This window comes from Desulfoferula mesophila (assembly GCF_037076455.1).
GTDB classification, from domain to species: Bacteria; Desulfobacterota; Desulfarculia; order Desulfarculales; family Desulfarculaceae; genus Desulfoferula; species Desulfoferula mesophila.
In genome coordinates, this window is sequence record NZ_AP028679.1 from 4,186,076 (window position 1) to 4,210,133 (window position 24,058).

22 protein-coding genes are annotated in these 24,058 nt (G+C 64.9%); 19 read left to right on the forward strand and 3 right to left on the reverse strand.

Annotation, left to right across the window (positions count from 1 at the left end; genetic code table 11):
- Positions 1–65: 65 nt before the first annotated feature.
- Positions 66–500 carry a hydrogenase iron-sulfur subunit gene (locus AACH32_RS19415; protein WP_338603313.1) on the reverse strand — a complete coding sequence of 145 codons (435 nt, stop codon included), beginning with the start codon at positions 498–500 and terminating at the stop codon, positions 66–68.
- A 363-nt stretch (positions 501–863) separates the two neighbouring features.
- Between AACH32_RS19415 and AACH32_RS19420 the strand changes: the two genes are divergently transcribed.
- From AACH32_RS19420 to AACH32_RS19460, 9 genes are all read left to right on the forward strand, one after another.
- Positions 864–2,471: an alkaline phosphatase gene (locus tag AACH32_RS19420; protein WP_338603316.1), complete on the forward strand. Its 1,608-nt coding sequence runs from the start codon at positions 864–866 to the stop codon at positions 2,469–2,471.
- 260 nt (positions 2,472–2,731) lie between these two features.
- Complete coding sequence (gene upp / locus AACH32_RS19425; RefSeq protein WP_338603319.1) at positions 2,732–3,358, forward strand: uracil phosphoribosyltransferase; 627 nt, start codon at positions 2,732–2,734, stop codon at positions 3,356–3,358.
- Positions 3,359–3,398: 40 nt separating this feature from the next.
- Positions 3,399–4,700, forward strand: coding sequence for a uracil-xanthine permease family protein (locus tag AACH32_RS19430; RefSeq protein ID WP_338603321.1), 1,302 nt, complete (start codon positions 3,399–3,401; stop codon positions 4,698–4,700).
- A 545-nt stretch (positions 4,701–5,245) separates the two neighbouring features.
- Positions 5,246–6,421: an MFS transporter gene (locus AACH32_RS19435; protein WP_338603323.1), complete on the forward strand. Its 1,176-nt coding sequence runs from the start codon at positions 5,246–5,248 to the stop codon at positions 6,419–6,421.
- A gap of 45 nt (positions 6,422–6,466) precedes the next feature.
- Positions 6,467–6,811, forward strand: coding sequence for a cupin domain-containing protein (locus AACH32_RS19440; protein ID WP_338603326.1), 345 nt, complete (start codon positions 6,467–6,469; stop codon positions 6,809–6,811).
- Between the two features lie 150 nt (positions 6,812–6,961).
- A complete protein-coding gene (locus tag AACH32_RS19445) occupies positions 6,962–7,441 on the forward strand; it encodes a universal stress protein (RefSeq protein WP_338603329.1) in 480 nt (159 codons plus the stop codon).
- A gap of 277 nt (positions 7,442–7,718) precedes the next feature.
- On the forward strand, positions 7,719–8,420 hold the full coding sequence (locus tag AACH32_RS19450; RefSeq protein ID WP_338603332.1) for a DUF6515 family protein: 702 nt from the start codon (positions 7,719–7,721) through the stop codon (positions 8,418–8,420).
- Between the two features lie 51 nt (positions 8,421–8,471).
- Complete coding sequence (locus tag AACH32_RS19455; RefSeq protein WP_338603335.1) at positions 8,472–8,978, forward strand: hypothetical protein; 507 nt, start codon at positions 8,472–8,474, stop codon at positions 8,976–8,978.
- Between the two features lie 217 nt (positions 8,979–9,195).
- Positions 9,196–9,720 (forward strand): gamma carbonic anhydrase family protein, encoded by a 525-nt coding sequence (locus tag AACH32_RS19460; protein ID WP_338603337.1) that lies wholly within the window; start codon positions 9,196–9,198, stop codon positions 9,718–9,720.
- 143 nt (positions 9,721–9,863) lie between these two features.
- On the opposite strand, the gene AACH32_RS19465 is transcribed toward AACH32_RS19460, so the two are convergent.
- A complete protein-coding gene (locus AACH32_RS19465) occupies positions 9,864–10,850 on the reverse strand; it encodes a cyclase family protein (protein WP_338603339.1) in 987 nt (328 codons plus the stop codon).
- Between the two features lie 594 nt (positions 10,851–11,444).
- Here AACH32_RS19465 and AACH32_RS19470 point away from each other — a divergent pair.
- The 10 genes from AACH32_RS19470 (at position 11,445) to AACH32_RS19515 (ending at position 23,206) form a co-directional block, all read left to right on the forward strand.
- Positions 11,445–12,596 (forward strand): carbon-nitrogen hydrolase family protein, encoded by a 1,152-nt coding sequence (locus tag AACH32_RS19470; RefSeq protein ID WP_338603341.1) that lies wholly within the window; start codon positions 11,445–11,447, stop codon positions 12,594–12,596.
- 449 nt (positions 12,597–13,045) lie between these two features.
- Positions 13,046–14,482 (forward strand): sensor histidine kinase, encoded by a 1,437-nt coding sequence (locus tag AACH32_RS19475; RefSeq protein WP_338603343.1) that lies wholly within the window; start codon positions 13,046–13,048, stop codon positions 14,480–14,482.
- 3 nt (positions 14,483–14,485) lie between these two features.
- Complete coding sequence (locus AACH32_RS19480; RefSeq protein WP_338603345.1) at positions 14,486–15,844, forward strand: sigma-54-dependent transcriptional regulator; 1,359 nt, start codon at positions 14,486–14,488, stop codon at positions 15,842–15,844.
- A 32-nt stretch (positions 15,845–15,876) separates the two neighbouring features.
- Positions 15,877–18,033 carry a SulP family inorganic anion transporter gene (locus AACH32_RS19485; RefSeq protein WP_350341601.1) on the forward strand — a complete coding sequence of 719 codons (2,157 nt, stop codon included), beginning with the start codon at positions 15,877–15,879 and terminating at the stop codon, positions 18,031–18,033.
- A 3-nt stretch (positions 18,034–18,036) separates the two neighbouring features.
- Complete coding sequence (locus tag AACH32_RS19490; RefSeq protein WP_338603349.1) at positions 18,037–19,263, forward strand: response regulator; 1,227 nt, start codon at positions 18,037–18,039, stop codon at positions 19,261–19,263.
- A 2-nt stretch (positions 19,264–19,265) separates the two neighbouring features.
- Positions 19,266–21,029, forward strand: a complete 1,764-nt coding sequence (locus AACH32_RS19495; protein ID WP_338603351.1) for a sensor histidine kinase — start codon at positions 19,266–19,268, stop codon at positions 21,027–21,029.
- Between the two features lies 1 nt (position 21,030).
- The gene (locus AACH32_RS19500; protein ID WP_338603353.1) at positions 21,031–21,396 is read left to right on the forward strand and encodes a response regulator; all 366 of its coding nucleotides are present in this window, start codon (positions 21,031–21,033) and stop codon (positions 21,394–21,396) included.
- Positions 21,396–22,034, forward strand: a complete 639-nt coding sequence (locus AACH32_RS19505) for a hypothetical protein (protein WP_338603355.1) — start codon at positions 21,396–21,398, stop codon at positions 22,032–22,034. Before AACH32_RS19500 ends, AACH32_RS19505 begins: the two co-directional genes overlap by 1 nt.
- Positions 22,035–22,040: 6 nt before the next feature.
- Positions 22,041–22,772, forward strand: coding sequence for a carbonic anhydrase (locus AACH32_RS19510; RefSeq protein WP_338603359.1), 732 nt, complete (start codon positions 22,041–22,043; stop codon positions 22,770–22,772).
- Positions 22,773–22,774: 2 nt separating this feature from the next.
- Positions 22,775–23,206, forward strand: a complete 432-nt coding sequence (locus tag AACH32_RS19515) for a response regulator (RefSeq protein WP_338603362.1) — start codon at positions 22,775–22,777, stop codon at positions 23,204–23,206.
- 396 nt (positions 23,207–23,602) lie between these two features.
- On the opposite strand, the gene AACH32_RS19520 is transcribed toward AACH32_RS19515, so the two are convergent.
- Positions 23,603–23,944, reverse strand: a complete 342-nt coding sequence (locus AACH32_RS19520; protein WP_338603365.1) for a PAS domain-containing protein — start codon at positions 23,942–23,944, stop codon at positions 23,603–23,605.
- Between the last annotated feature and the right edge of the window lie 114 nt (positions 23,945–24,058).

The window sequence follows — 24,058 nt, forward strand, 5'->3', positions numbered from 1 at the left end:
CGGGCCGATGTTTTCAGCCAGCCGGAGGCGGCCCGGCGGGCCTGAATTGTCTTGGGCCGCGGGGCCTAGGCTCCCGCGGCGGCTTGTCGGGGCTGGGGGTACAGCGGCCCCAGCTGGCGTATTCTCTCGGTAAAATCGTTGCAGGTCTGGGCGAACTGGGGGCCCATGGCCGAGGAATTGAAGAACATCTCCACCCGCTCGGGCTCGATGCCCAGGGCCTCGAGCATCTCCTTGGCCTTTTCCACCCGTTTGAGCGCCTTGTAATTGCCGTTGACGTAATGGCAATCGTCCAGCAGGCAGCCCGACAGAAACACCCCGTCCGCTCCGTCTTCCAGGGCGCGCAGCAAATACAGCAGATCCACCCGCCCGGTACAGGGAACCTGGATGATGCGCACGTTGGGCGGGTATTGCAGGCGCATGCTGCCAGCCAAGTCGGCGGCGGCATAGGAGCACCACTGGCAGCAATAGGCCAGTATCCTGGGCTCGAATTCCTCGGACATAAACGACCTCTTTCCGCGCCCGCTCCGGCGGGGGCTCCCGGCCAAATCACGGCCAGAATGGATCCCGCGCAGGACCGCCGGCCCGGCAACCTGTCTGGTTCAGCGATTAATTGGAAACTAGCCGGAGGGGGAACCGGAGTCAAATAGGTAATAACTATTAGGCGTTTACCTTGGCCTGGGTTTAGTCGATAGAAGAAGGGGGCCGAGCCGCGGCGAATTGCCGTCAAAACGTCAAGTTGATCCCGGCCGAGTCGGCGTAGTCTGGGAGGGCAGGGTTTTGCCCCAAGGCCAGGTCCACTAGCTGGAGGACAAGAGGTGGCTCGCGTCAAGTCATTGTTTTTAAAGGCTATAATTCTGCCAATCTTGCTCACCCTCCCTCTGTCCGCCCCCGGCGCCCCGCCCCCCCGCAACTTCATTGTGATGATCGCCGACGGTTGCGGCAGCGAGCAATACACCCTGGCCCGCTGGTACAAGGGCGCGCCCCTGGCCCTGGACACCATGGCCGTGGGCCAGGTGCGCACCTACATCGCCAACTCGGTGATAGCCGATTCGGCCCCGGCGGCCACCGCCTTTGCCACGGGGGTGAGGAGCGGCCAGAGGGTCATCGGCATGGCCCCGGCCGAAACCACCCTGCCCGGCCTGCCCGCCCCGGCCGAGCCCTACCGCCCCCTGGCCACGGTGGCCGAAGGGGCCCGCCTGGCCGGCAAGTCGGTGGGCTTGGTGGCCACCTCGCGCCTGAGCCACGCCACCCCGGCGGCCTATCTGGCCCATGTGCCCTCCCGCTACCAGGAAAGCGACATCATGGAGCAGATGCTGCATCAGGGGGCCACGGTGCTCCTGGGCGGCGGCCGCCGCCTTTGCCTGCCCCAGGCCCAGGGCGGCAAGCGCGGCGACGGGCAAGACCTGTGGGCCCGGCTTTCCGGCCGGGGCTACCAACTGCCCCGGAGCGCCGAGGAGCTGGCCCAGGCAAAGCCGGGCAAGGTGGCGGGCTTTTTCGCGGGCAGCCATCTGGCCGCCGAGATCGACCGCCCCACCCTGGCCCCCGGGCAGCCCACCCTGGAGGCCATGACCGCCAAGGCGCTGGAAATCCTTGACGCCAACCCCAAGGGCTTCTTTTTGATGGTGGAGGGCAGCCAGATCGACTGGGCCTGCCACGCCAACGACCCGGCCCACCTGATCGGCGATTTGCTCATGTTCGACCGGGCGGTGCAGGTGGCCCTGGATTTCGCCAAAAAAGACGGCCACACCCTGGTGCTGGCCTTTTCCGACCACAACACCGGGGGCATGACCCTGGGCAACGCCTCCACCCAGATCGACTACATGACCACCGGCCTGGAGCAAATGCTGGCCCCGCTCAGGGCCATGCGCATGTCCGCCCCGGCCATCTGGCGCACCATGGGCGACAACCCCAACCCGGTGAAGCTGCGCCGGGCCCTGCGGGAACACTGGGGCGCGGCGGTAAGCCCCTCCGAGGCCCAGGCCATGATCGCCGCCGCGAGCCAGGCCAAGCTCTACCCCAAGAAATACGAGCCCTGGTTCGGCGTGGGCGAGATATTCTGCCGCTCCCACACCGTGGTGGGCTGGACCACCCACGGCCACACCGGCGGCGACGTGCCCCTGTTCGCCTACGGGCCGGGCAGCCCCCACGGCACCTTGGACGGCCCCCAACTGGGCCGCTTCACCGCCCAGGCCCTGGGTCTGGACCTGAAGGCGCTTAGCCAGAGGCTGTTCGTGGAGGCGCAGCAGGCCTTCGGCCCCGAGCGGGTGAGCCTGCGGCAAGAGGCCTCGGGCCAGAGGGTGGTGGAGATAAGACGCCAGGGCGGCGCTGCCCGCCTGCCGCTCAACCAAAACCGGCTGCTGCTGGACGGGCGCGAGATCGCCCTGGAAGGGGTGGTGGTCTATGCCGAACCCACCGGCAAGATCTACCTGCCCCGCCAGGCGGTGGAGCTTATCAAGGCCCCAAAGCCCTAGGCGGCGCGCCGGGAAACCGAATCGGGCCCCTCGGGGCCCCCCCGATCAGAACCAGAAGAATGTCGTCCACCGCCGTTGGGGGGGCGGCGGTCCGTCCACGCGCTCAAAACGGGCGGCCCAATTACCGGGCCGAGAGCGAATCGATTATGGTTTCAGTAAACGGCGGAAATCGGACGGGGCAACAAGCGGGTTGACCCGGGGGTTGTGTTCCATTAGAAAAAGGAAGCTTTTCACGCACCCTCACCCGCAAGGAGGCCCCCTTGGCTGTTTTCGTCGTCGACCACCCCCTGGTCCGCCACAAGCTGGGACTTTTGCGCAAGCACGACCTGAGCACCTCCAGCTTCCGGGCCCTGGCCAGCGAGGTGAGCCTCTTGCTCACCTACGAAGCCACCAAGGACCTGACCACCGAGCCCAAGACCATTCGGGGCTGGGCGGGCAAGGTGGAGGTGGAGGAGATCAAGGGCAAGAAGATCACCGTGGTGCCCATCCTGCGGGCCGGCCTGGGCCTCATGGACGGGGTGCTGGACATGATCCCCGGAGCCAAGGTGAGCGTGGTGGGCTTTTACCGCAACGAAGAGACCTTGCAGCCGGTGCAGTATTACGTCAAGCTGGCCAAGCACATGAAGCACCGCATGGCCCTGATCCTGGACCCCATGCTGGCCACCGGCGGCACCCTGACGGCCACCATCGAGCTGCTCAAGCAGGCGGGCTGCACCCAGATCCGGGGCATCTTCCTGGTGGCCGCGCCCGAGGGCATCGCCCGGGTGGAGGCCGCCCACCCCGACGTGGACATCTACACCGCCTCGGTGGACGACGGCCTGGACGAAAACGGCTACATCCTGCCCGGCCTGGGCGACGCGGGGGACAAGATCTTCGGAACCAAATAGGTTCTTTTATATTGCTTCACCTTCCAGCCGGGGAGTGGCCATGAGCGAGCTTTCCAATCCCGATTACCATTTTTCGCCCAAGGGCCTCCTGCTGGGAGCCCAGATGCTTTTCGTGGCCTTCGGGGCCCTGGTGCTGGTGCCCCTACTCACCGGCCTCAACCCCAACGTGGCCCTGTTCACCGCCGGGGCGGGCACCCTGCTGTTCCAGATCATCACCAAGGGCAAGGTGCCGGTTTTCCTGGCCAGCTCCTTCGCCTTCATCGCCCCGATCATCTACGGCACCCAGACCTGGGGGGTGCCGGGCACCCTGTGCGGCCTGGCCGCGGCCGGCGGGCTCTACGTGATCATCAGCTTCGTGGTGCGCATCGGCGGGCCGGACATTCTCAAGAGGGTGTTGCCCCCGGTGGTCACCGGCCCGGTGATCATGGTTATCGGCCTGGTCCTGGCCCCGGTGGCGGTCAACATGGCCCTGGGCAAGACCGGCGACGGCTCGGCGGTGCTTTTCCCCCAAAGCACCGCCCTGATCATCTCCCTGGTGTCGCTGGCGGTTACCATCACCGTGTCCCTGCTGGCCAAAGGCTGGCTGCGCCTGGTGCCCATCCTGGTGGGCATCGGCGTGGGCTACGCCCTGGCGCTTTTCTACGGCATCGTGGACTTTTCCTCGGTGGCCAAGGCCCCCTGGCTGGCGATGCCGGCCTTCACCCTGCCCACCTGGAACCTGGAGGCGGTTCTCTACATCGTGCCCATCGCCATCGCCCCGGCCATCGAGCACTTCGGCGACATCCTGGCCATCGGGGGCATCACCGGCCGCGACTACCTCAAGGAGCCGGGCATCAAGAACACCATGCTGGGCGACGGGCTGGCCACCAGCCTGGCCTCTTTTCTGGGCGGCCCGCCCAACACCACCTATTCCGAGGTGACCGGCGCGGTGGCCCTCACCCGGGCCTTCAACCCGGCCATCATGACCTGGGCAGCCATCGTGGCCATGGCCCTGGCCTTCGTGGGCAAGCTGGGGGCCTTCTTGCTCACCATTCCCGCCCCGGTGATGGGCGGCATCATGGTGCTCTTGTTCGGGGCCATCATGGTGGTGGGGGTCAACACCCTGGTCCGGGCCGGGCACGACCTCATGCACCCCAGGAACATGACCATCGTGGCCCTGATCGTCATCTTCGGCACCGGAGGCATGGCCCTGCCCATCGGCACCTTCAAGCTGGCGGGCATCGGCCTGGCCGGGGTGCTGGGGGTGGTTTTGAACCTGGTGTTGCCCGGGCGCAAGGCGGCCGACGCCTCTCTGTGCGCCCCTGGCGAGGCCAAGCCCGACGAGCGCATCCTGGTGGACTGACCCAACCCATTTCGGCAAAAAGCCGGGCCTTCGGGCCCGGTTTTCTTGTGCCCGCCGCCCGCCTAAACGTACCCCGAGGTATCTAAGCGGCGGCGTCCTTACCGCGGCGTAATACTTTGCTCTGCCGCCCCCCAATTATCCCGGCATCTTTTTTGTTTCATAACAGCCCGTTACCCTTTGTCTTTCCCCTTCGCGCCCACATGGCATGCTCGTTGCTTCTAAGGTCCATAGCCAAAATCGGACGTCTCTACCTGGCTTTTCATCAGGGAACGTCCTTTGTGAATTTTGCTTTGCCTAAGCTGCGAGACCGGATCGTGGCTTTCCTGGGTCATCGCCAAGCGGCGTGACCCTTTTCCCTCCTGATGCCGGGCCGGGGCCGTTGTGGCCCCGGCCCATTTTCGCCCGGCCCCTCGCCTCGGCGGGCGGCGACAAACCCTGCCGTAGGGGGTATGCTTTTCTTGGGGCTTGACCGCCCCTATAATATTTTAGGTAGGTAATATTTCCGGCCGGTCCCTGGACCGGCCGTAGCTCATAGTGGATTTCTCATGGACGCCAAAGCCCTCATCCTGTTGATCCTGGCCCACCTGGTCACCGACACCACCACCGGTGCCCTGCCCGCCTTTTTGCCCATACTCAAGCAGGTGCATTCCCTGAGCTACGCCCAGGCCGGAGCCCTGATCATGGTGATGAACCTCACCTCCTCGGTGATCCAGCCCCTGTTCGGCGACCTCACCGACCGCCTCAGCCTGCGCTGGCTGGTGCCGGCGGGGGTGGCGATTTCCGGGCTGAGCTTCGGGCTGGTGGGGTTGTGCCCCAGCTACCTGGCCCTGATGGCGGTGGTGGTGTTCTCCGGCCTGGGGGTGGCCAGCTTCCACCCCGAGGCCTTCAAGGGAGTGCTGGGCTCCGCCGGATCGCGCAAGGTGGTGGGGGTGAGCTGGTTCATGGTGGGGGGCAACGCGGGCCTGGCCCTGGGCCCGGTTATGATCATGGCCTTCTACGCCTGGGGCGGCATGCACGGCACCCTGCTGTTCAGCCTGCCCGGCCTGGCGGCGGCCGGAGCCATCGTGGCCTATTGGCGCCACCTGACCCACAAGAACGGCAAGACTCCCCAGCGGGAGGCCGCGGCCCAGCGCAAGCCGCTGCGGGGCCGGCTCAAGCCCCTGGGCATCCTCATGGGCGCGGTGACCCTCCGGGCCTGGGTGCACACCGGCATCGCCACCTTCATACCCTTTTATTACGTCAACGTGCTGCACGGCGACGCGGTGACCGGCGGCTCCCTGCTGACCGTCTTTTTGGCCGCCGGGGCGGTGGGCACCCTGGCCGGTGCCCCCTTGGCCGAGAAGGTGGGCCCCAAGCTCTTCTTCGTGGTGAGCATCGCGGTGATCACCCCCCTGATGATCTGGCTGCAGATGCTCCAGCCGGGCCTGATGCTCTATATCGTGCTGGCCCTGGTGGGCGGGGTGCTGTTGTCCACCTGGTCGGTGGTCATCGTCATGGGCCAGCAGATCCTGCCCGACCGGGCAGGCACCGTGTCGGGCCTGTTGGTGGGCTTCGCGATGGGCCTGGGCGGCATCGGAGCCACCCTCATGGGGGCGGTGGCCGACCAGTGGGGCGTGGCCACGGTGATGCACATCGTCACCGTGCTGCCCCTGCTCAGCGCCCTGGTGGCCCTGTTCATCCCCGCCGGGGAACGCGGCTACGCCCAGACCGGCCAGGCCTAGGACCGGCGGCACCGGCAGGCAAAACCCAGCCAAAGGGGGGAGATCATGAAAGTCGTCAGCCCGGATAACGCCGAACACTACACCTGGGGCGAAATCTGCGACGGTTGGCACCTGCTCAAATCGGAGGCCCTCAGCGTGATCGAAGAACGCGTACCTCCCGGCGGGGCCGAGGCGCACCACTACCACCGGCGCTCCCAGCAGTTTTTATACGTCCTGTCCGGCCAGGCCACCATGGTGTTGCCGGGTGAAACCGTCACCATCGCCGCCCGCCAGGGCCTCGCCGTGCCGCCGGGCACCCCCCACCGCCTGCTCAACCAGGGAGGGGAGGATCTTTGTTTCCTGGTGGTCTCCACTCCCCCGAGCCACCAGGACCGGGTACCGATGGATTAGCCAGGGACCAACCGGCTCCGGTCTCGCCTTTGTTTCGGCCTAAATTTGGCGATAACGCTGGCCATCGCGCCGAATTAGTGGCACAAAAAAACTAGATGCCGGGGCCAAGCGGCCCAATATAGTTCTTAACCAGATGCAAAGGAAGTTGTGATGCCCGCCGATCAAATGGAAATTAAGAAGATAGTTGCCGCCATAGATCTTTCCAAATACTCCGAGGACACCTTCCTGCACGCCCTGATGCTGGCCAGAGCCCTGGGCGCCAAGCTGGTCCTGCTCAACGTCATCGATACCCGCTATCTGGACACCCTGGCGCAATACGACGTGGAGGGCCTGGATCGCGACAAGATCATCCGGGAAACCGTCGACGCGCACCGGGAGTCGATCGAAAAAGACTACCTGACGCGGTCCCAGGGCGTGGACATCGAGGTCATGTTCAAACATGGCCTTCCCTGGGAAGAGGTAATCCACGCCGTAAAAGAAATGGGGACGGACCTCTTGGTGGTGGGCAGCAAGGGGCACAGCGACGTGGCCGGGGTGCTCTTTGGCAGCGTGGCGGAAAAACTGCAGCGCCATGCCCCCTGCCCGGTGCTGGTGGTGCGCGGCCCCGAGCATATGCGCGCCGCCAAATAAACCCCGCGCCGCCGTTTCATATTCCACGCGTCCCGGCCCTTGGCGGCCGGGACTTTTTTTGGGCCCCCACGGGGCAAAAAATTTTCCCATCCCCCCGGGCAACCGTATAAAAAAGTTACAGTTATTGTCTCCCCCGCCGAGTCCCTGCCAAGAAACTCGACAGCAACTCTTCGGTTAAACTGAGTATTCACTCAAATTTTCGCGCGCAGCAAGCGCGGGCATCTTTTTTGCTTACCGAATAACCACGCCTTATGCTTTGTATTAAAGGAGGAAAAACATGTTGCGCTTAGACAAAGCCCCTCGCAGCGCCATGCTCATAGTATTTGCCGTCCTGAGCCTTTGCATCCTTGGCCTTGCCTCGCCCGCCGCGGCCCAGGGGCGCGGCGGCGGCCACGGCGGCGGTTGGGGAGGCGGGCCCGGCCGCGGCCCCGGATATGGCCCCGGCGGACCCGGCTGGTACGGACGGCCGCCCGCGGGCCATTACCGGGTGGTGTACCGGGGCGCCCCCTACTGGTTCTGGGGCGGGCGCTACTACCGGCCCTGGCGGGGAGCCTATTGGCCCGTGTTTCCGCCGTTGGGCCTGACGATCGGCGTCCTGCCTGCCGGTTTCCGGGTGGTGCTATTCGGCGGGGTCAATTATTATACCTACGGCGGGGTTTACTACCGGCCCGCGCCGGGGGGCTACGTGGTGGTGTCGCCTCCCGTGGCCGTGACCTCTCCCGGCGTGCTCAGCGCCCCCAACGGCGTGGTGGCTCCGGCCCAAGGCTCCTCCGGCGTGGCCACGGTCATCTCCCAGGCCTTGAACGTGCGTAGCGGTCCCGGCCTGGCCTACCCGGTGGTGCAGGTGGTCAACCTGGGGGTCGACCTGGCCATCCAGGGGCGCAGCGGTTCCTGGGTCTACGTGCGCACTCCGGGCGGCGTGATGGGCTGGGTGTCCCAGGATTACGTCACCCAGAGCGCGGTGGGAGCCAGCGGATAGGCGGACGGGCCCACGGCGAAGAAAACCACTTTTTAACTTGGAGCATCAAATATGGTCCGCTACCTGATCCGATACCTGGTCCCCTTCCTGCTTCTGGCCGCGGCCGTGGGCTGCGGCGGCGACCCCCGCCCGGCGCCCGCCGGCCTGCCGCCGGTGCCGCCTCCCGGCGACGGGCAGACGCTGGACCCCGCCCAGCGCCTGGATAAAACCATGGCGGAGCTGACTCCGCTTTTGAAACTAAAGCCCGAGCAGGCGGTTCAGGTAAAGCAGATCCTCAAGGCGGGCGAGGACAAGAAGGCCGCGCTGTTCGCCCAGTGCGAAGCCAGCAACAACCCTCAGGAGATGGCCAAGACCTTTGAACAGGTGCATCAGGTGGACCTGCGGACCCAGACGGCCCTGAGCAAGGTGCTCAGCAAGGGCCAGATGGAAGGCTACCAGGAATACCTCGAACAACAGCGCAAGCGTTTCGAAACTCGCAAGCGCTCCAAGAGCAAGTCCGGCAAGGGCGACAAACCGCCTGCCACCAAGCCGGTGGGCAAGCCGGGCAGCGGCATGTAGGGCCCGAGGGCGCGGGTAGCGCTTACGCGAACCCCACTATCGCGGCCAGATCCCCGCGCCATCGGCCCGCCGTCGGCATTCGGACAAGAGGGACGGGTGAGCAATCCTCGCCAAGCCCCTTGCCCGGCGGCCGACGGTTTTTGTTTGGGCCATAACCAACCCGGCGCTCCCGGCGGGTAAGCCGACTTTTCCAGCCGGCGCCGACAAGGAGGCGGACTTGGCGCTCTATGAATTCGAAGGCAAGACGCCCCGGGTGGACCCCGGCGCCTACGTGCATCCCCAGGCGACGCTCATCGGCGAGGTGAGCGTGGCGGCGGGCTGCTTCATCGGAGCCGGGGCGGCGCTACGGGGCGATCTGGGGCGCATCGAGGTGGGCCGGGGCAGCAACGTGCAGGAAAACTGCGTGCTGCACATGAACCCCGGCCGGGCGGTGATAATCGGCCAAGGGGTGATCGTGGGCCACGGGGCCATCCTGCACGATGCGCTGGTCTATGACCGGGCCTTCATCGGCATGGCGGCGGTGCTCCTGGCCGGGGTCAAGGTGGGGGCCGAGGCCATGGTGGCCGCGGGCTCTTTTTTGCCCACCGGCATGGAGGTGCCCCCCGCTCACCTGGCCCAGGGCAACCCGGCCCAGATCAAGGGCCCGCTCAGCGAGCGGCGCCTGGCGGCCACCGCCCAGGGGCTAAAGATCTACCAGGAACTCACCGAGCGCTGCCTGCGCGGCATGAAGCGGGTGGGCTGAGGCCGGTCTGCCCCGAGCCACGAAACGGGGCCGTAAACGCCGCCCTGCGGGCAAGACGCCTACGGCCCCCGGGAGAGGGCGCCGGGCGGACCGGGTGATGCGTCAAAGGATGCGCCGCCCGGCGCCAGGTAGGTTCTTGGCCGCTACTTGATGGCTATGGGCTGACCGATGCCCTGCACCGTCCCCTTGATCTTGGGGTGGGTGAAATTGAAGAAGAACGCGTACTTGCCGTCCTTTTTGCAGGCCGCGGCCAGATCGGCCAGGCGCAGGTTCTGGAACTGGTAGATGCCGTTGCCCAGCAGAGCCACGTGGCCGGGTAGGAAGGCCGCGTTATAGAGGTCCTTGGGGAATCCCTTGTGGGGGTAGACCTCGGTGCACCACTGGTCGGTGCCCACGCCGACCACTCCCTTGCCCACCAGATACCAGGCGACATCTTCGCTGATGCCGGGGTTGCTGGAGGCGAACCTCTTGTCTTCCTTGCCCAGCAGGCGCATCCAGCCGGTGTTGACCAGCACCGCGTCGCCGGGTTGGATAGTGAGCTTATGCTTGGCCAGGCAGGCCTCAAAGTCCTTCAGGCTGATCTCCTCGGCGTCGCCCAGGTTGCGCCCGAAATAATCCACCATGTCCACCAGCACCGCCCGGGTCACCAGGGGCGGCACGGTCTCCATGCCGAACTTCTTGGCGCCGGAGGCGGCCACGATGTCCTTCTGGGGGGTGGCGTTATAAAAGACGTGGTTGTGCCCTACGTGGGCGAAGCCGTCCAACTGGGTGGACAGGCCGGTGGACATGGCCACGAATTCCTCCATGTCCGTGGCCTTGTCGTAGCCGCGCGGGGGGTCCACCGTCAGGCCGTGGACCAACAGCCAAACAAAAACGTCGCGGGGGGGGTAGGCGGGGAAACCCTTGTAATACTCGTTGCCCAGGTCGAAGACCTTGCCCTCCTTGACCAGCTTTACCGCCTCCATGACCTTCTTGGGGGTCAGGTAATTGGCGTTGCCGATCTGGTCGTCCGGTCCCCATTTAGAGGGTTTGGGCATGTACTTGTTTTCCGCCATGGCTTGTCCGGCCACGGACAAGAACGCAACAGTCACCAGAAGAAGTAGAACCAGCTTAACCAGACTCTGTCTCACGATTATTCCTCCCCTAATCTCTTCGAAAAAAACTAAAAAATAGTAAAAAATTAATGGATCTAAGCCGTCAAGGAGGACGTATCAGAGGTGTGGCTTGGCAAAAATCTGTTCGGTGATTAATTCCAAGCATCAAGCCATAGGCGCACTCCTCCGCTGGGTTTCAGGAAACCACGGACCAATCGACATTTTCTTCACCGGGTTTGGGGCAGGAACCAATTATCGGAGAAAAAATACGGACCAACCTAATTATTGCAAGTATGTTTTGTGTTTCTTAGAGCAACATTTATGCCACTTGTCGGCCTAACTTAACGTTAAGGATAAGCGCTTAGATACAGTCAATGTTTTTAATCGATACTTAATAGATGGTATTTTTCTCTGGCCGGAAATGTCTTTCCAAACTGCTACACATGTCTCAACATTTGACACGAATGCGACACTAACCATAGTTTGGCGCTAAGGCTTATGGCCGCCAATTTCCGGTGCCCGCCGTGGCCATCGCAGTCCGCGCCGCTTGCGTTAGGCCTCCCCAAAAAGGTATTGCTGGGTAAACACCAACCCAGGCAGGGGCTTTGGGCGGCCCCGGGGAGAGGCGCTATGAAAAGGTTGTTACTGGCTCTGGGGCTGACCTTGACCCTGGCGGCATCGGCCGGGGCCGGCCCGGTGCCCGATTGCTGCTCGCCCCGCTACGACGCCAAGGTGATGCAGAGCTACCGCCAGCTCATGTTCAAGATGAGCGTGTACGCCGCCGTGCCCCGGCCGGGCCAGGGGGTGCGCCTGGGGATCTACCAGGCCCAGGGGGCCTACGGCCAGGGAGCCGTGGCCAAGAACCTGGCCCGCCTGGAAGAGGCGGTCAAGCAAGCGGCCCAGCGCGGGGTGCAGTTGCTCAGCTTCCCGGAGCTCTACGTCAACGGCTACACCATGAGCCGCCCCGAGGCCCACCAGGAGGCCCAGACCGTGGACGGCCCCATCGTCACCCAGTGCCGGGCCATAGCCAAGAAATACAACATGACCCTGTTGGTGCCCTACGCCGAAAAGGCCAAGGGCCCCGGCGGCAAGACGCAATACTTCGACAGCGTGGCGGTGATCGGGGCCGACGGCGGCCTGGTGGTCAGCTACCGCAAGACCCACCTATGGGGCCGGGACGAGCGGGCCAACTGGAGCTTCGGCCAAAAGCTCTGCCCGGTGTTCATGGTCAACGGCTTCCCGGTGAGCGTGCTCAACTGCTACGAGTGCGAGTTTCCCGAGCTGACCCGCGCCCTGGCCCTCCGGGGGGCCAAGCTGGTGGTGGGCCCCACCGCGGCCGACTGCTACGCCACCCAGCCGGACGGCAAGCGCAGCGCCATCCCCTACCCCGACATCTCCCGCTTGCTCATCCCGGCCTACGCCTACGCCAACAACATCTTCTTCGCCTACAGCAACCACTGCGGCTACGAGTCGCTCCAAGGGGTCGAGTGGCACTACCGGGGCAACTCCATCATCTGCGGGCCCCACGGCGACGTGATCGTGGCCGCGGGCCATCAGCAGGACACCATGCTGGTCGCCGACGTGGTCCCGGCCTATTACGGGGCCAGCCACCCGGAAAGCAACTACCTCAAGGACCGGCGGCCCGAGTTGTACAAGGAGTTGGTGGCCCCCAAGGTCGGCTTCGTGCCCGGCGGCTGGGTCTACCCCGCCTATGGCAGCGGCAAGGAAGTGATGCCCAAGGGGGAGAAGCTGCCCAAGGGCGAAAGGCCCGCGTCCAAATAGTCGAGCGCCCTGGCCGGTGCCGCCCGCAGGAGGCGGCCCGGCCGGGGCCAGAGGAGGCCGCCGCCTTCCTTCACCCGGATCGCCACATGCTTGGCGCCCTCCGGTGAGCCGCCTTTCGTTGAATTATGAAACACCTGCAAGCGCCTCGTTATATTTGCTATAATTGCCTGAAATAGCCTGGCTATTTGGCGATTATCCCCCCCATGGGTGTTGCATATGGCAACGGCGCCACCGGCCGGGACCGAGCGGCGATTGAGGTAAATTTCACAACTATAATCACCGGTTGGGTCGTGGCTTATATCCCCTTGGCATGAATCTTACATGCAATCAGGGGTATGCAAGCCGGAATCGCGCATAGGCCGGGCCCGTTGCCGGCCGGATTTCGGGGCCTGTTCGCGGGCCTCCGGGGGCGCCGATCCCTACCGGCCGGGGCAAGAGCGGAGAACGCCATGGGGCTTTGGCAGGGGCTTAGCAAAATCCGGGTTCGCCTGGCGGTGGGCTTCGCGGCCGCCTTTTTGGGCATGGCCCTTTTCGGGGCGCTCAGCTACAGCTATTTCCTGGGCATGGAGCGCAAGCTGGTTTTCCTCAGCCAGGCCGACGGCATGGTCAACATGGTCCTGGAGGCCCGGCGCTACGAGAAGAACTATTTCCTATACCGCCACGATCAGGACTACAGCCTGGCCCTGGACTACCTGGACCGCTACGAGGCCATGCTGGCCAACGACCGCGAGCACCTGGTGCGAGGCCACGGACAAGCGGCCATCGCCGGGCTGCAAAAGCTCTCGGCCGACTACCGCCGCCAGTTCATCTGGGTGCGCGAGCACCTGAACGGCGACGCCGGGGTGGCCCGCATGGATCAGGCGGTGACCCGGCTCAGGGCCTCGGGCAAGGAGTTGATCTCGCGCCTGGAGGTGTTGGCCCGCGCCGAGCGCCAGGGCATCACCGACCTGCTGCGGGAATACCGCCCCCTGCTGGTGGCCTTCCTGGCGCTGTTGGCCGGGCTGGGGGGCGGGCTGGCCTACGCCCTCATCGCCCGGCTGATCCGCCCCCTGCAAACCATCGAGGCGGCCACCGAGGTGGTGGCCCACGGCGACTACCAGACCCTTCCCCGGCCAACTCACCGCGACGAGATCGGCAGCCTGGTCAACGCCTTCAACCGCATGGTCAGCCAGCTCAGGCGCAACAACGAACAGGTGATCCAGACCGAGAAACTCACCGCCCTGGGCACCCTGACCAGCGGCGTGGCCCACGAGCTCAACAACCCCCTGAACAACATCTCCACCTCCTGCCAGATTCTGCTGGAGGAGCTGGACCGCGACGTGGACGAGTATCACCGCGAGCTGTTGGCGGCCATCGACCAGCAGGTGGCCAAGGCCCGCGATATCGTCAGCTCCCTCTTGGAGTTTTCCCGCCAGCGCGAGTTTCGGCTGCGCCCGGAAAACCTGCGCACCGTGGTGCGGGAGAGCCTCAAGCTGATCCGGGGCGAGGTGCCCGCCGGGATTCAGACCCGCCTGCTGGTGCCCGAGGGCATCCAGGTGCAGATGGACAAGGCCCACATGGTGCAGGCCTTACTCAATCTGGCCATGAACGCGGTGCAGGCCATGGGCGAGGAGGGGGTACTCACCATCACCGCCCGCCTGCTGGCCCAGACCCGCCGGGTGGAGCTGGTGGTGGAGGACACCGGGCCGGGCATCCCCGCCGAGGTCTTGCCGCGCATCTTCGACCCCTTCTTCACCACCAAGGAGGTGGGGGCGGGCACCGGCCTGGGTCTGTCCATCGTCTACGGGGTCATGGAGCGCCACCACGGCCGCGTCGAGGCCGAGAGCCGCCCCGGCCGGGGGGCCCGTTTCATCATCACCCTGCCCATGGACGATGAGAGGAGCTAGAGGATGAGCCCCAAGCCCAAGCTCCTGATCGTGGAAGACGACGCCCTGGCCCGGCGCAACCTGCAGCACATCCTGGAGCACGGCGGCGAGTACCAGGTGACCGCCGCCTCCGGCGGCACCGAGGCCCTGCAGCTTTTGGCCAAGCGCTCCTTCGACCTGGTGCTCACCGACCTGCGCATGGAAAAGGTGGACGGCATGCGGGTCTTGGAGGAGGTCAAGCGCTCCACCCCGGACACCGAGGTGATCATGCTCACCGCCTTCGCCTCGGTGGACTCGGCCATCCAGGCCATGAAGCGCGGCGCCTTCCACTACATCGCCAAGCCCTACAAGATAGACGAAGTGCGGGCCCAGGTGGCCCACGCCCTGGAAAAGGCCCGCCTCACCAAGGAGGTGGAGAGCCTCAAGCAGGATCTTCGGGCCCGCGACGGGGTGGAAGGCATCGTGGGCAACCACCCGCGCATCCAGGAGCTGATCCGGGTGGTGGCCCAGGTGGCCCCCAGCGACAGCAGCGTGCTCATCGTGGGCGAGACCGGCACCGGCAAAGAGCTGTTCGCCCGGGCCCTGCACCACGCCAGCCATCGGGCCGAAAAGCGCTTCGTGGCCTTCAACTGCGCCGCCTTCGCCCAGGAGCTTCTGGTCAGCGAGCTGTTCGGCCACGAGAAGGGCTCCTTCACCGGGGCCACCGCCACCAAGCCGGGGCTCTTTGAGGCGGCCAACGGGGGCACGGTTCTGTTGGACGAGATCGGCGACATGCCCAAGGCCATGCAGGTCAAGCTCCTCAGGGTGATCCAGGAAAAGGAGCTGACCCGGGTGGGCGGCACCGAGCCCATCCCGGTGGACGTGCGCATCGTGGCCGCCACCCATCGCGACCTGGGGTCCCTGGTGGAGCAGGGCGTGTTTCGTTCGGACCTTTACTACCGCATCAACGTGGTGCGTCTGGAGCTGCCGCCGTTGCGCTGGCACCGCGACGACATCCCGCTGCTGGCCCAGCACTTTTTGCGCAAGCACGCCGAGCGCCAGGGCAAGGAGGCCAGCGAGCTGTCGCGGGAGGCCATGGAAATGCTCATGGCCTATCGCTTTCCGGGCAACGTGCGCGAGCTGGAGAACATCATCGAACGGGCGGTGACGCTGCGCTCCGGGGGAGGCCTGGAGGTGGCGGACTTGCCCGAGGAGGTCAGGGCCGCGGCGGGGGCCGCGGATCAGGAGGAGGGGCGGCTGCCCACCCTGGAAGAGAAGGAGTGCGAGTACATCAGGCAGGTGCTCGAGCACACCGGGGGCAACAAGACCAGGGCGGCCGAAATACTGAGCATCGATCGCGTGTCCTTGTGGCGCAAGATCAAAAAATTCGGACTGGAAGAATGAGCAAAAGCAACGGCAAACTCGCGGAGCCGGGCATTCTAGTGCGCCTGCTGCCCTTTTTGGGCTGGTTCCGCAACTACAGCGCATCGGCCTTTCGGGTGGACGCCATTGCCGGCATCACCGTGGCCCTGGTGTTGATACCCCAATCCATGGCCTATGCCCAGTTGGCGGGGCTGCCCGCCTACTACGGCCTCTACGCGGCCTTTTTGCCGCCCATGATCGCCGCCTTGTTCGGAAGCAGCATGCAGCTGGCCACCGGCCCGGTGGCGGTGGTCTCTCTGATGACCAGCGCCTCCCTGGAGCCCCTGGCCACGGCGGGCAGCGAGGCCTTCATCGCCTACGCCATCCTCTTGGCCCTGGTGGTGGGCATCTTCCAGCTGGCCCTGGGCATACTGCGCCTGGGCCTGGTGGTCAACTTCCTGTCCCACCCGGTGGTCAACGGCTTCACCAACGCGGCGGCCATCATCATCGCCTCCAGCCAGCTCTCCAAGATGTTCGGGGTCTACGTGGACAAGGCCGAGCATCACTACGAGACGATCTGGCGGGTGATCCTGGCCGCCTTCGACTACACCCACTGGCCCACCCTGGTCATGGGGGTGGGGGCCTTCGCGGTCATGTACGGGCTGAAAAGGCTCAACCCCAAGATCCCCTATGTGCTGGTGGCGGTGGCCGTGGCCACCCTGGTCTCCTGGGCCACCGGCTTCCACCACGACGCCAGGGTGGATATGGCCGCCATCATGTCCCCCGAGGTGCGCGGGCAGATCAGCGAGTTCAACCACGAGGTGAGGCGCATCACCGAGTTGGGCGACGCCCGGGCCCAGGTGAACCAGAAGGTGCAGCAGGTCACCCAGAGCCAGGGCAACGAGTCGCTGGAGGGCCTCAAGCTCAAGCAGGAGGCCTCCCTGGACACCGCCCTCATCGAGCTGGAAAAAAGCAAGGCCCACCACCTGCGCACCACCCTGCGCGACCACAAGTTCGTGGGGGTGCCCCAGCCGGACGGCGGCCTGCGCTTCTACCTGGAGGGAACCCAGCCGACGGGCAGCCAGACCGACGGCCGCACCTGGCGCGTAAAGGTGGGCAACCGTCCCCTGGACACCGCCAAGCTGACCATGATGGGCGGCGGCGCGGTGGTGGGCGAAATCCCGCCGGGCCTGCCCACCCTGTCCATCCCCAAGCTGGACTGGGGCGTGGGCCTGCAACTTTTCCCCTACGCCATCATCATCTCGCTGTTGGGCTTCATGGAGGCCATCAGCATCGCCAAGGCCATGGCCGCCAAGACCGGCCAGCGCCTGGACCCCAACCAGGAACTGATCGGCCAGGGCCTGGCCAACATCATCGGCTGCCTGGGCAAGAGCTATCCGGTGTCGGGCTCCTTCTCCCGATCGGCGGTGAACCTGCAGGCCGGCGCCTTCACCGGCCTGTCCAGCGTGGTGACCAGCCTGATGGTGGTCATCGTGCTCTTGTTCTTCACCCCCCTGCTCTACAACCTGCCCCAGGCGGTGTTGGCCGCGGTCATCATGATGGCGGTGGTGGGACTGATCAACGTCACCGGTTTCGTGCACGCCTGGCGGGCCCAGTGGTATGACGGGGCCATCAGCATCATCACCTTCATCTGCACCCTGGCCTACGCCCCCCACCTGGACAAGGGCATCATGATCGGCGTGGTGCTCTCGTTGCTCATGTTCCTCTACAAGAGCATGCGGCCCAAGGTGGCCGCCCTGGCCATGCACAACGACTGCGCCCTGCGCGACGCCGAGCACTTCCAACTGCGCCAGTGCGAGCACGTGGCGGTGATCCGCTTCGACGGACCCTTGTTCTTCGCCAACGCCAGTTTCCTGGAGGATCAGATCGACGAGAGAATCCGCCACATGCCCAACCTGAAGCATATACTGGTGGTGGCCAACGGCATCAACGACATAGACGCCTCGGGCGAGGAGGCCTTGTCGCTGGTCATAGACCGGGTGCGCAGCGCCGGCTACGACATCAGCTTCTCCCACATCAAGGAGGGGGTGATGGACGTGATGCAGCGAACCCACTTGCTGGCCAAGATCGGGGAAGATCACATCTATCCCCTGGCGGCCAACGCCATCGCCGCCATCCACGAGTCGGCGCACCGGGATTCCCGCGAGGAGTCCTGCCCCCTGACGTCGGTCTGCCCGCTGGACCAGGTCCACGTGGGCGAGGGAGCATAAATCATGAGCGTGGTTACCATTATGAGCGGCTCCTTTTGCGGAGCCGAGGAAGTGGCCCAAGACGTGGCTTCGCGCCTGAACGTGGAGCTGATGCGCGACGAGGACCTGATCGGCATGGTGGACCGCAACGGCGGCCCGGCGGCGGGCATAGTGCGCCGGGCCATCTACGGCCGCACCTCCATCTTCAACCAGTTTTCCCACGAAAAGGAGCGGGCGGTCGCCGCCCTGAAGCTGGCCACGGCCAAGCTACTCGTCGAGAAGGAAGGCCTGGTGCTCTTGGGCCACGTCTCCCTGTTGGTGCCCCGCTCCATCACCCACGTGCTGGAGGCCTGCCTCATCGCCGAGACCAAATGGCGGGCCGCCCGGGCCGCCCGGGAGCTGGGCCTGAGCGAAAAGGAGTCCCTGGCCCGGGTGCACCGCGACGACGAATCGACCATCCGCTGGGCCGAATACCTTCTGGAGAGCGATCCCTGGGACGCCAAGCTCTACGACATCCTCCTGCCCATGGAAAAAAGCGGCCCCGCCGAGGCGGCCAAGTTCATCGCCGGGCAGGCCCAGGGGGGCCCCCTCCAGGTGAACGACGCCTCGCGCCGCGCCGCCCAGGACTTCCTTTTGGCCGCCCAGGTGGAGCAGGCGCTCACCGCCCAGGGGCACAGCAACAAGGACATCCAGGTGTCGGCCGTGGGCGGCAAGATAGACATCCAGGTGAACAAGAAGGTGCTGCGCCTGAACAAGCTGAGCGCCGAGCTGGAAGAGCAGGCCCGCAAGGTGGCGGGGGTGGGAGAGGTCTCGGTGGAGGCCGGCCCCGGCTTCTACCACGCCGACGTGTATCGCCAGGCCGACTTCCATCTGCCCTCCAAGGTGCTCCTGGTGGACGACGAGCGCGAGTTCGCCCAGACCCTGTCCGAGCGCCTGTTGCTCAGGGAGATCGGCTCGGCCGTGGCCTACGACGGCGAGCAGGCGCTCAAGATGGTGGCCGAGGACGAGCCCGAGGTGCTGGTGCTGGATCTGAAGATGCCGGGCATCGACGGCATCGAGGTGCTCAAGCGCATCAAGCACGACTACCCCAAGGTGGAGGTGATCATCCTCACCGGCCACGGCTCGGCCCGCGACATGGAGCAATGCATGGGCCTGGGGGCCTTCGCCTACCTGGAGAAGCCGGTGGACATCGACAAGCTCTCGGAGACCATGCAGGCCGCCTATGAGAAGGTGCGCTCGCAGGGAGATTGATCTTGGGCATCTGGGGTAAAATCAAGCCGCCTTTTTGGAATCGCAGCGATTCCGAGCTGGAGCTCTTGAACTATCGCCGGCTGTGGCGCACCACCCTGTTTTCGGCCATAGCGGTCACCCTGGCCCCCCTGGTGTTTTTGGCGGGCATAAACTTCTACCAGTTCGAAGAGCAGTATCAGCTGCAACGCAACGAGATAACCAACCACGTGCAGCGCCTGTTGGCGGTCAACAAGGTGCAGCTGGCCAACTTCCTGGAAGAGCGCCGCAGCGCCCTCACCTACGTGAACCTGGCCAACTCCTTTGAGCAGCTGGCCGACCTGCGCCACATAGCCACGGTGTTTCGGCGCCTGCGCATGAGCTTCGGCGGCTTCGTGGACCTGGGACTCATCGACAGCCAGGGCATCCAGCGGGCCTACATCGGCCCCTACAACCTGGAGGGGCGCGAATACAAGGACCAGGACTGGTACAAGGAGGTGCAGATCCGGGGCATCTACATCAGCGATGTGTTCCTGGGCCACCGCAACTTCCCCCACTTCGTCATCGCGGTGCGCCACGAGGGCCCCGACGACCAGACCTACGTGCTACGGGCCACCATCGACACCGGCAAGCTCAACAGCCTGCTCTCGGCCACCGACCTGCACCCTATCGGCGACATCTTCCTGGTCAACAGCGAAGGGGTCCTGCAGACCCCCTCCACCTGGTTCGGCGGGGTGCTCACCCGCCTGAAGGCCCTGCCCCAGCCCTTGGCGCAAAGCGGCGTGGTGAGCGAGACCAACCCCAACGGCGGCCCGCCCTTCCTGGTGGCCACGGCCAAGGTGGAGGGCTCGCCCTTTTATCTGGTGGTGGCCAAGCAGCCGGCGGCCGCGCTGCAAAAGTGGGACCTGCTTAGGATCAACGTCATCGTGATGGTGGCAGTCTCGGTGGCCGCCATCCTGGTGGTCATCTGGTGGGGCTCGGCCACCCTGGTCAACCGCATCTACGAGGCCGACCTCAGGCGGGTGGCCATGCTGCACGAGGTGGAATACACCAACAAGCTGGCCTCCATCGGCCGCCTGGCCGCGGGGGTGGCCCACGAGATCAACAACCCGGTGGCCATCATCAACGAGAAGGTGGGCCTGATGGGCGACATCCTGTCCATGGGCGAGGACTTCCCGCGCAAGGACAAGTTCATGGACCAGATCAAGGTGATCAAGGACTCGGTGCGCCGGGTGAGCGAGATCACCCACCGCCTGCTGGGCTTCGCCCGCCATCTGCCGGTCAAGTCCGAGCAGATCCACCTGGAGCCGTTGATCAAGGAGGTGCTGGGCTTTTTGGGCCGGGAGGCCCAATACCGCAACATCGACATCAACGTGGACATCCCCGGCGACGTGCCCGCCCTGGAGGCCGACAAGGGCCAGATCCAGCAGGTGCTGCTCAACATCCTCAACAACGCCCTGGCCGCGGTGGAAGACGGCGACAAGATCGACATCTCCGTGGCCAACCGGGCCCATGAGCAGGTGGCCATAACCATCACCGACAACGGGATGGGCATCGCCAGCCAGGATTTGCAGAACATCTTCGAGCCCTTCTTCTCCACCAAGGGGGAGAAGGGCACCGGCCTGGGTCTGTCCATCACCTACGGAATCGTGCAAAAGCTCGGCGGACACATCGAAGTGGTGAGCGAGTTGGGACAGGGCACGTCTTTCATCGTGTACCTGCCCGTCAAGCAGCGTCCCCACCGCCTGGAAGGCCCCGGTGGCGAGGACGCCGCAAGAATGGAAGTTTGAGATGAAGGTATTGCTCATCGACGATGAGAAGGAGTTGGTGACCACCCTGTCGGAGCGCATGGAGATCCGCGACATCGACAGCGACTGGGCCACCAGCGGGGAGCAGGGCTTGAAGATGATCCAGCAGCAGCCCTACGACTGGGTGGTGCTGGATTTGAAGATGCCCGGGTTGAGCGGCTACGAGGCCATCCAGGCCATCAAGGCGGCCCGGCCCGAGGCGCGCATCATCCTGCTGACCGGCCACAGCTCGCCGGAAGACCTGGACCGCGCCCTGGACATGGGGGCCGATCTGTACCTGGTCAAGCCGGTGGACATCGACGACCTCGTCGCCCAGATGCAGGGCGGCGGGAAAACGGAGCAGAGCTGATGCCGGAGGGCAACGCGGGGCAAGCCGGGTACGCGGAGCTGTTCGGGCAGGTGACGCGCAACGCCACCCACGAGATCAAAAACGAGCTGGCGGTGATCAACGAGCAGACCCACCTGATCAGCGAGATGCTGGAGATCGCCGCGGCCAAGGGCCGCGAGGCCGACCCCGAGCGGCTGCACCAGCTCATCGGGCGGGTGATCGAGCGGGTGGGCCGGGCCGACCAGGCGGTCAAGCGCCTCAACGCCTTCGCCCACAGCGCCGAGGAAACCGGCCCGGTTTGCGACGCGGCCAAGGGGGCCCGGCTCATCGCGGGGATCTTCGCCCGGCAGGCGGCGCTCAACAACGTCACCCTGGAGCTGGATTTGCCCGAGAGCCTGAGCGTGGGCCTGGCCACCCTGGATTACGAGCGCCTGCTGTGGCGGGCCCTGGCCGCGGTGGTGGCCGCAGCGGCTCGGGGTTCGCTGCTGCGCCTGGTCCTAACCAGCGGCGACGAGGGGGCGCTGCTCAGCCTGGAGACGCAGCTGGAGAGGGAGCCGGAGCCGCTGCCGGGGGAATTGTTGGAGCAAATGGGGGTAACTTTGCGCCAGGGCGGCGTCTGGCAGCTCGGATTGCCGCCGGCGCGGGCCACGGGAGGGTAAAATAAGATGAGCAAGGAAAAAGCCGCCGGACACCAAAGGAAGCCGGACAAACCCGAGCCCCAAAAGGTGTTGGACGAGTTGAGCGAGGGCAACCACCGCTTCACCCACGACATCCGCCACCATCCCCGCAGCGACCGAGAGCGGCGTCAGCAGGCCCACCTGGGCAACCAGGCCGACCACGCCATGGCCACGGTGGTCTCCTGCTCCGATTCGCGGGTACCGGTGGAGATAATCTTCGACGTGGGCATCATGGACCTGTTCGTGGTGCGCACCGCGGGCCACGCCCTGGACTCCGCCGCCTTGGCCTCGGTGGAGTACGGCATGATGCACGTGCACACGCCCCTGCTGGTGGTGCTGGGCCACACCGGCTGCGGGGCGGTCACCGCGGCCATGGAAATGGTGCAAGGCGGCGACCATCCGCCGGAGCAGGGCCTGCGCGATCTGCTCGACGGCATAGCCCCGTCGGTGCACCGGGCCATGGCCGACATGCCCCAGGCCGAGGACGGGCAGGTTCTGAACCGGGCCATCGAGGAAAACGTCCGGCAGACCCTGCGGACGATTCTGGACAAAAGCGAGGCCATCCGGGAGGGGGTCGCCTCGGGCGCCTTTTGTGTGGTGGGAGCCATATACGACCTGGCCCATGGTCGTGTAAGATGGCTTGAGTTTCCCCAATCGGCCTGCGTGCCCGATTCACAGGACCAAGCGGCCGCTCAAAGCCGCGACGCAATAGGAGGGTAGCGATGCAAGACATCAGGGTGTTGGTAGTCGACGACGATCCGGACTTTCTGGAAAGCGTCAGCGAGCGCCTGAACAACCGGGGCTGCGTGGTGGACACGGCCCTGGACGGGGCCATGGCCCTGGAGAAGATCGGGCAAAACCTCTATGACGCCATCGTGCTGGACCTGCAGATGCCCAAGGTGGACGGCATGGAGACCCTCAAGCAGGCCCTGGCCAACAAGCCCAGCCTGCAGATCATCCTGCTCACCGGCCACGCCAGCGTGCAGGTTGGGGTGGAGGCCATGCGCCTGGGGGCCCTGGACTTCATGGAAAAGCCCGCCGACCTGGATCAGCTGGTGGAAAAGATCAAGGAAGGCAAGGCCAGGCGCATAGACATCGACGATCAGACCAGAGAAGCCGCGGTCCGCGAGGCCCTCAAGAAGTACGGCTGGTAGACCCCGGCCCAAGCAAGGTGGCGGCGGCCGCCCCCCGGCCCGCGCGGCGGGGGGGCGCGGCCGGCCGCCCTGTTGTTTGCAACTTGCTTGCCCTGACGGCGATTGCCTGCCTCGCGGCCGGCGCAACGCCCTTCGCTCAGCCGAGACCGCAAGCTGAGCAAACCCCGCATCCCCGCCCAGGCCCAAGAGTCAGAGAGAATTTTCAAGGCTCAGCCTGAAAAAGACTCTCAAGCAATGGGTCGATAAATCCTTTGCAAGATGTATCGCAAGCCGCCGGAATCGGCCAACGGGTTTCACGGACTCCAGGGCTTGATGATGGCCCAAGCCTCGCCGAAGCGGGTGCGATGACTCATAGGTAAAGGCGGACAACTCCAAAATTCATATTGGCGATTACTCTTACGCCAGGTCCTCTTCTAGTTGAACGGACTGGGTGCATCCCACAAACTCACCGTCTTTCAGGATAGGCGCGAGTATCACCAAGATGGTTCTCCCGTACGGCTTAGTTTTATAGCGAAAAGGCTCCGTCCTCCCTTTTTGGAATTCCTGAAGCATCAGATCGACTTTTTTATTGGAGGCTTCTTTCTTGTGGTGCGAGTGGATATCCTCACCGATGTATTCCGGCTTGCGGTCGAGAATCTTGGCCGCTTGCCTATTGTAATAAACGATGTTGCCTTCAGGATCGATTATGGTTACCGCGACCCCCGAGGACTCCATTGCAAGGCTGATAAGATTCTCCAATTAATTGCCCACCCTTCATCCCATTCTTAATCCGAGATCGCGCGACAGTCGGCGCGTCTGTCCTCTTTTTGGATTTTTGTCCCACATTACGGGGCAAAGCCGGGAAAACGGATT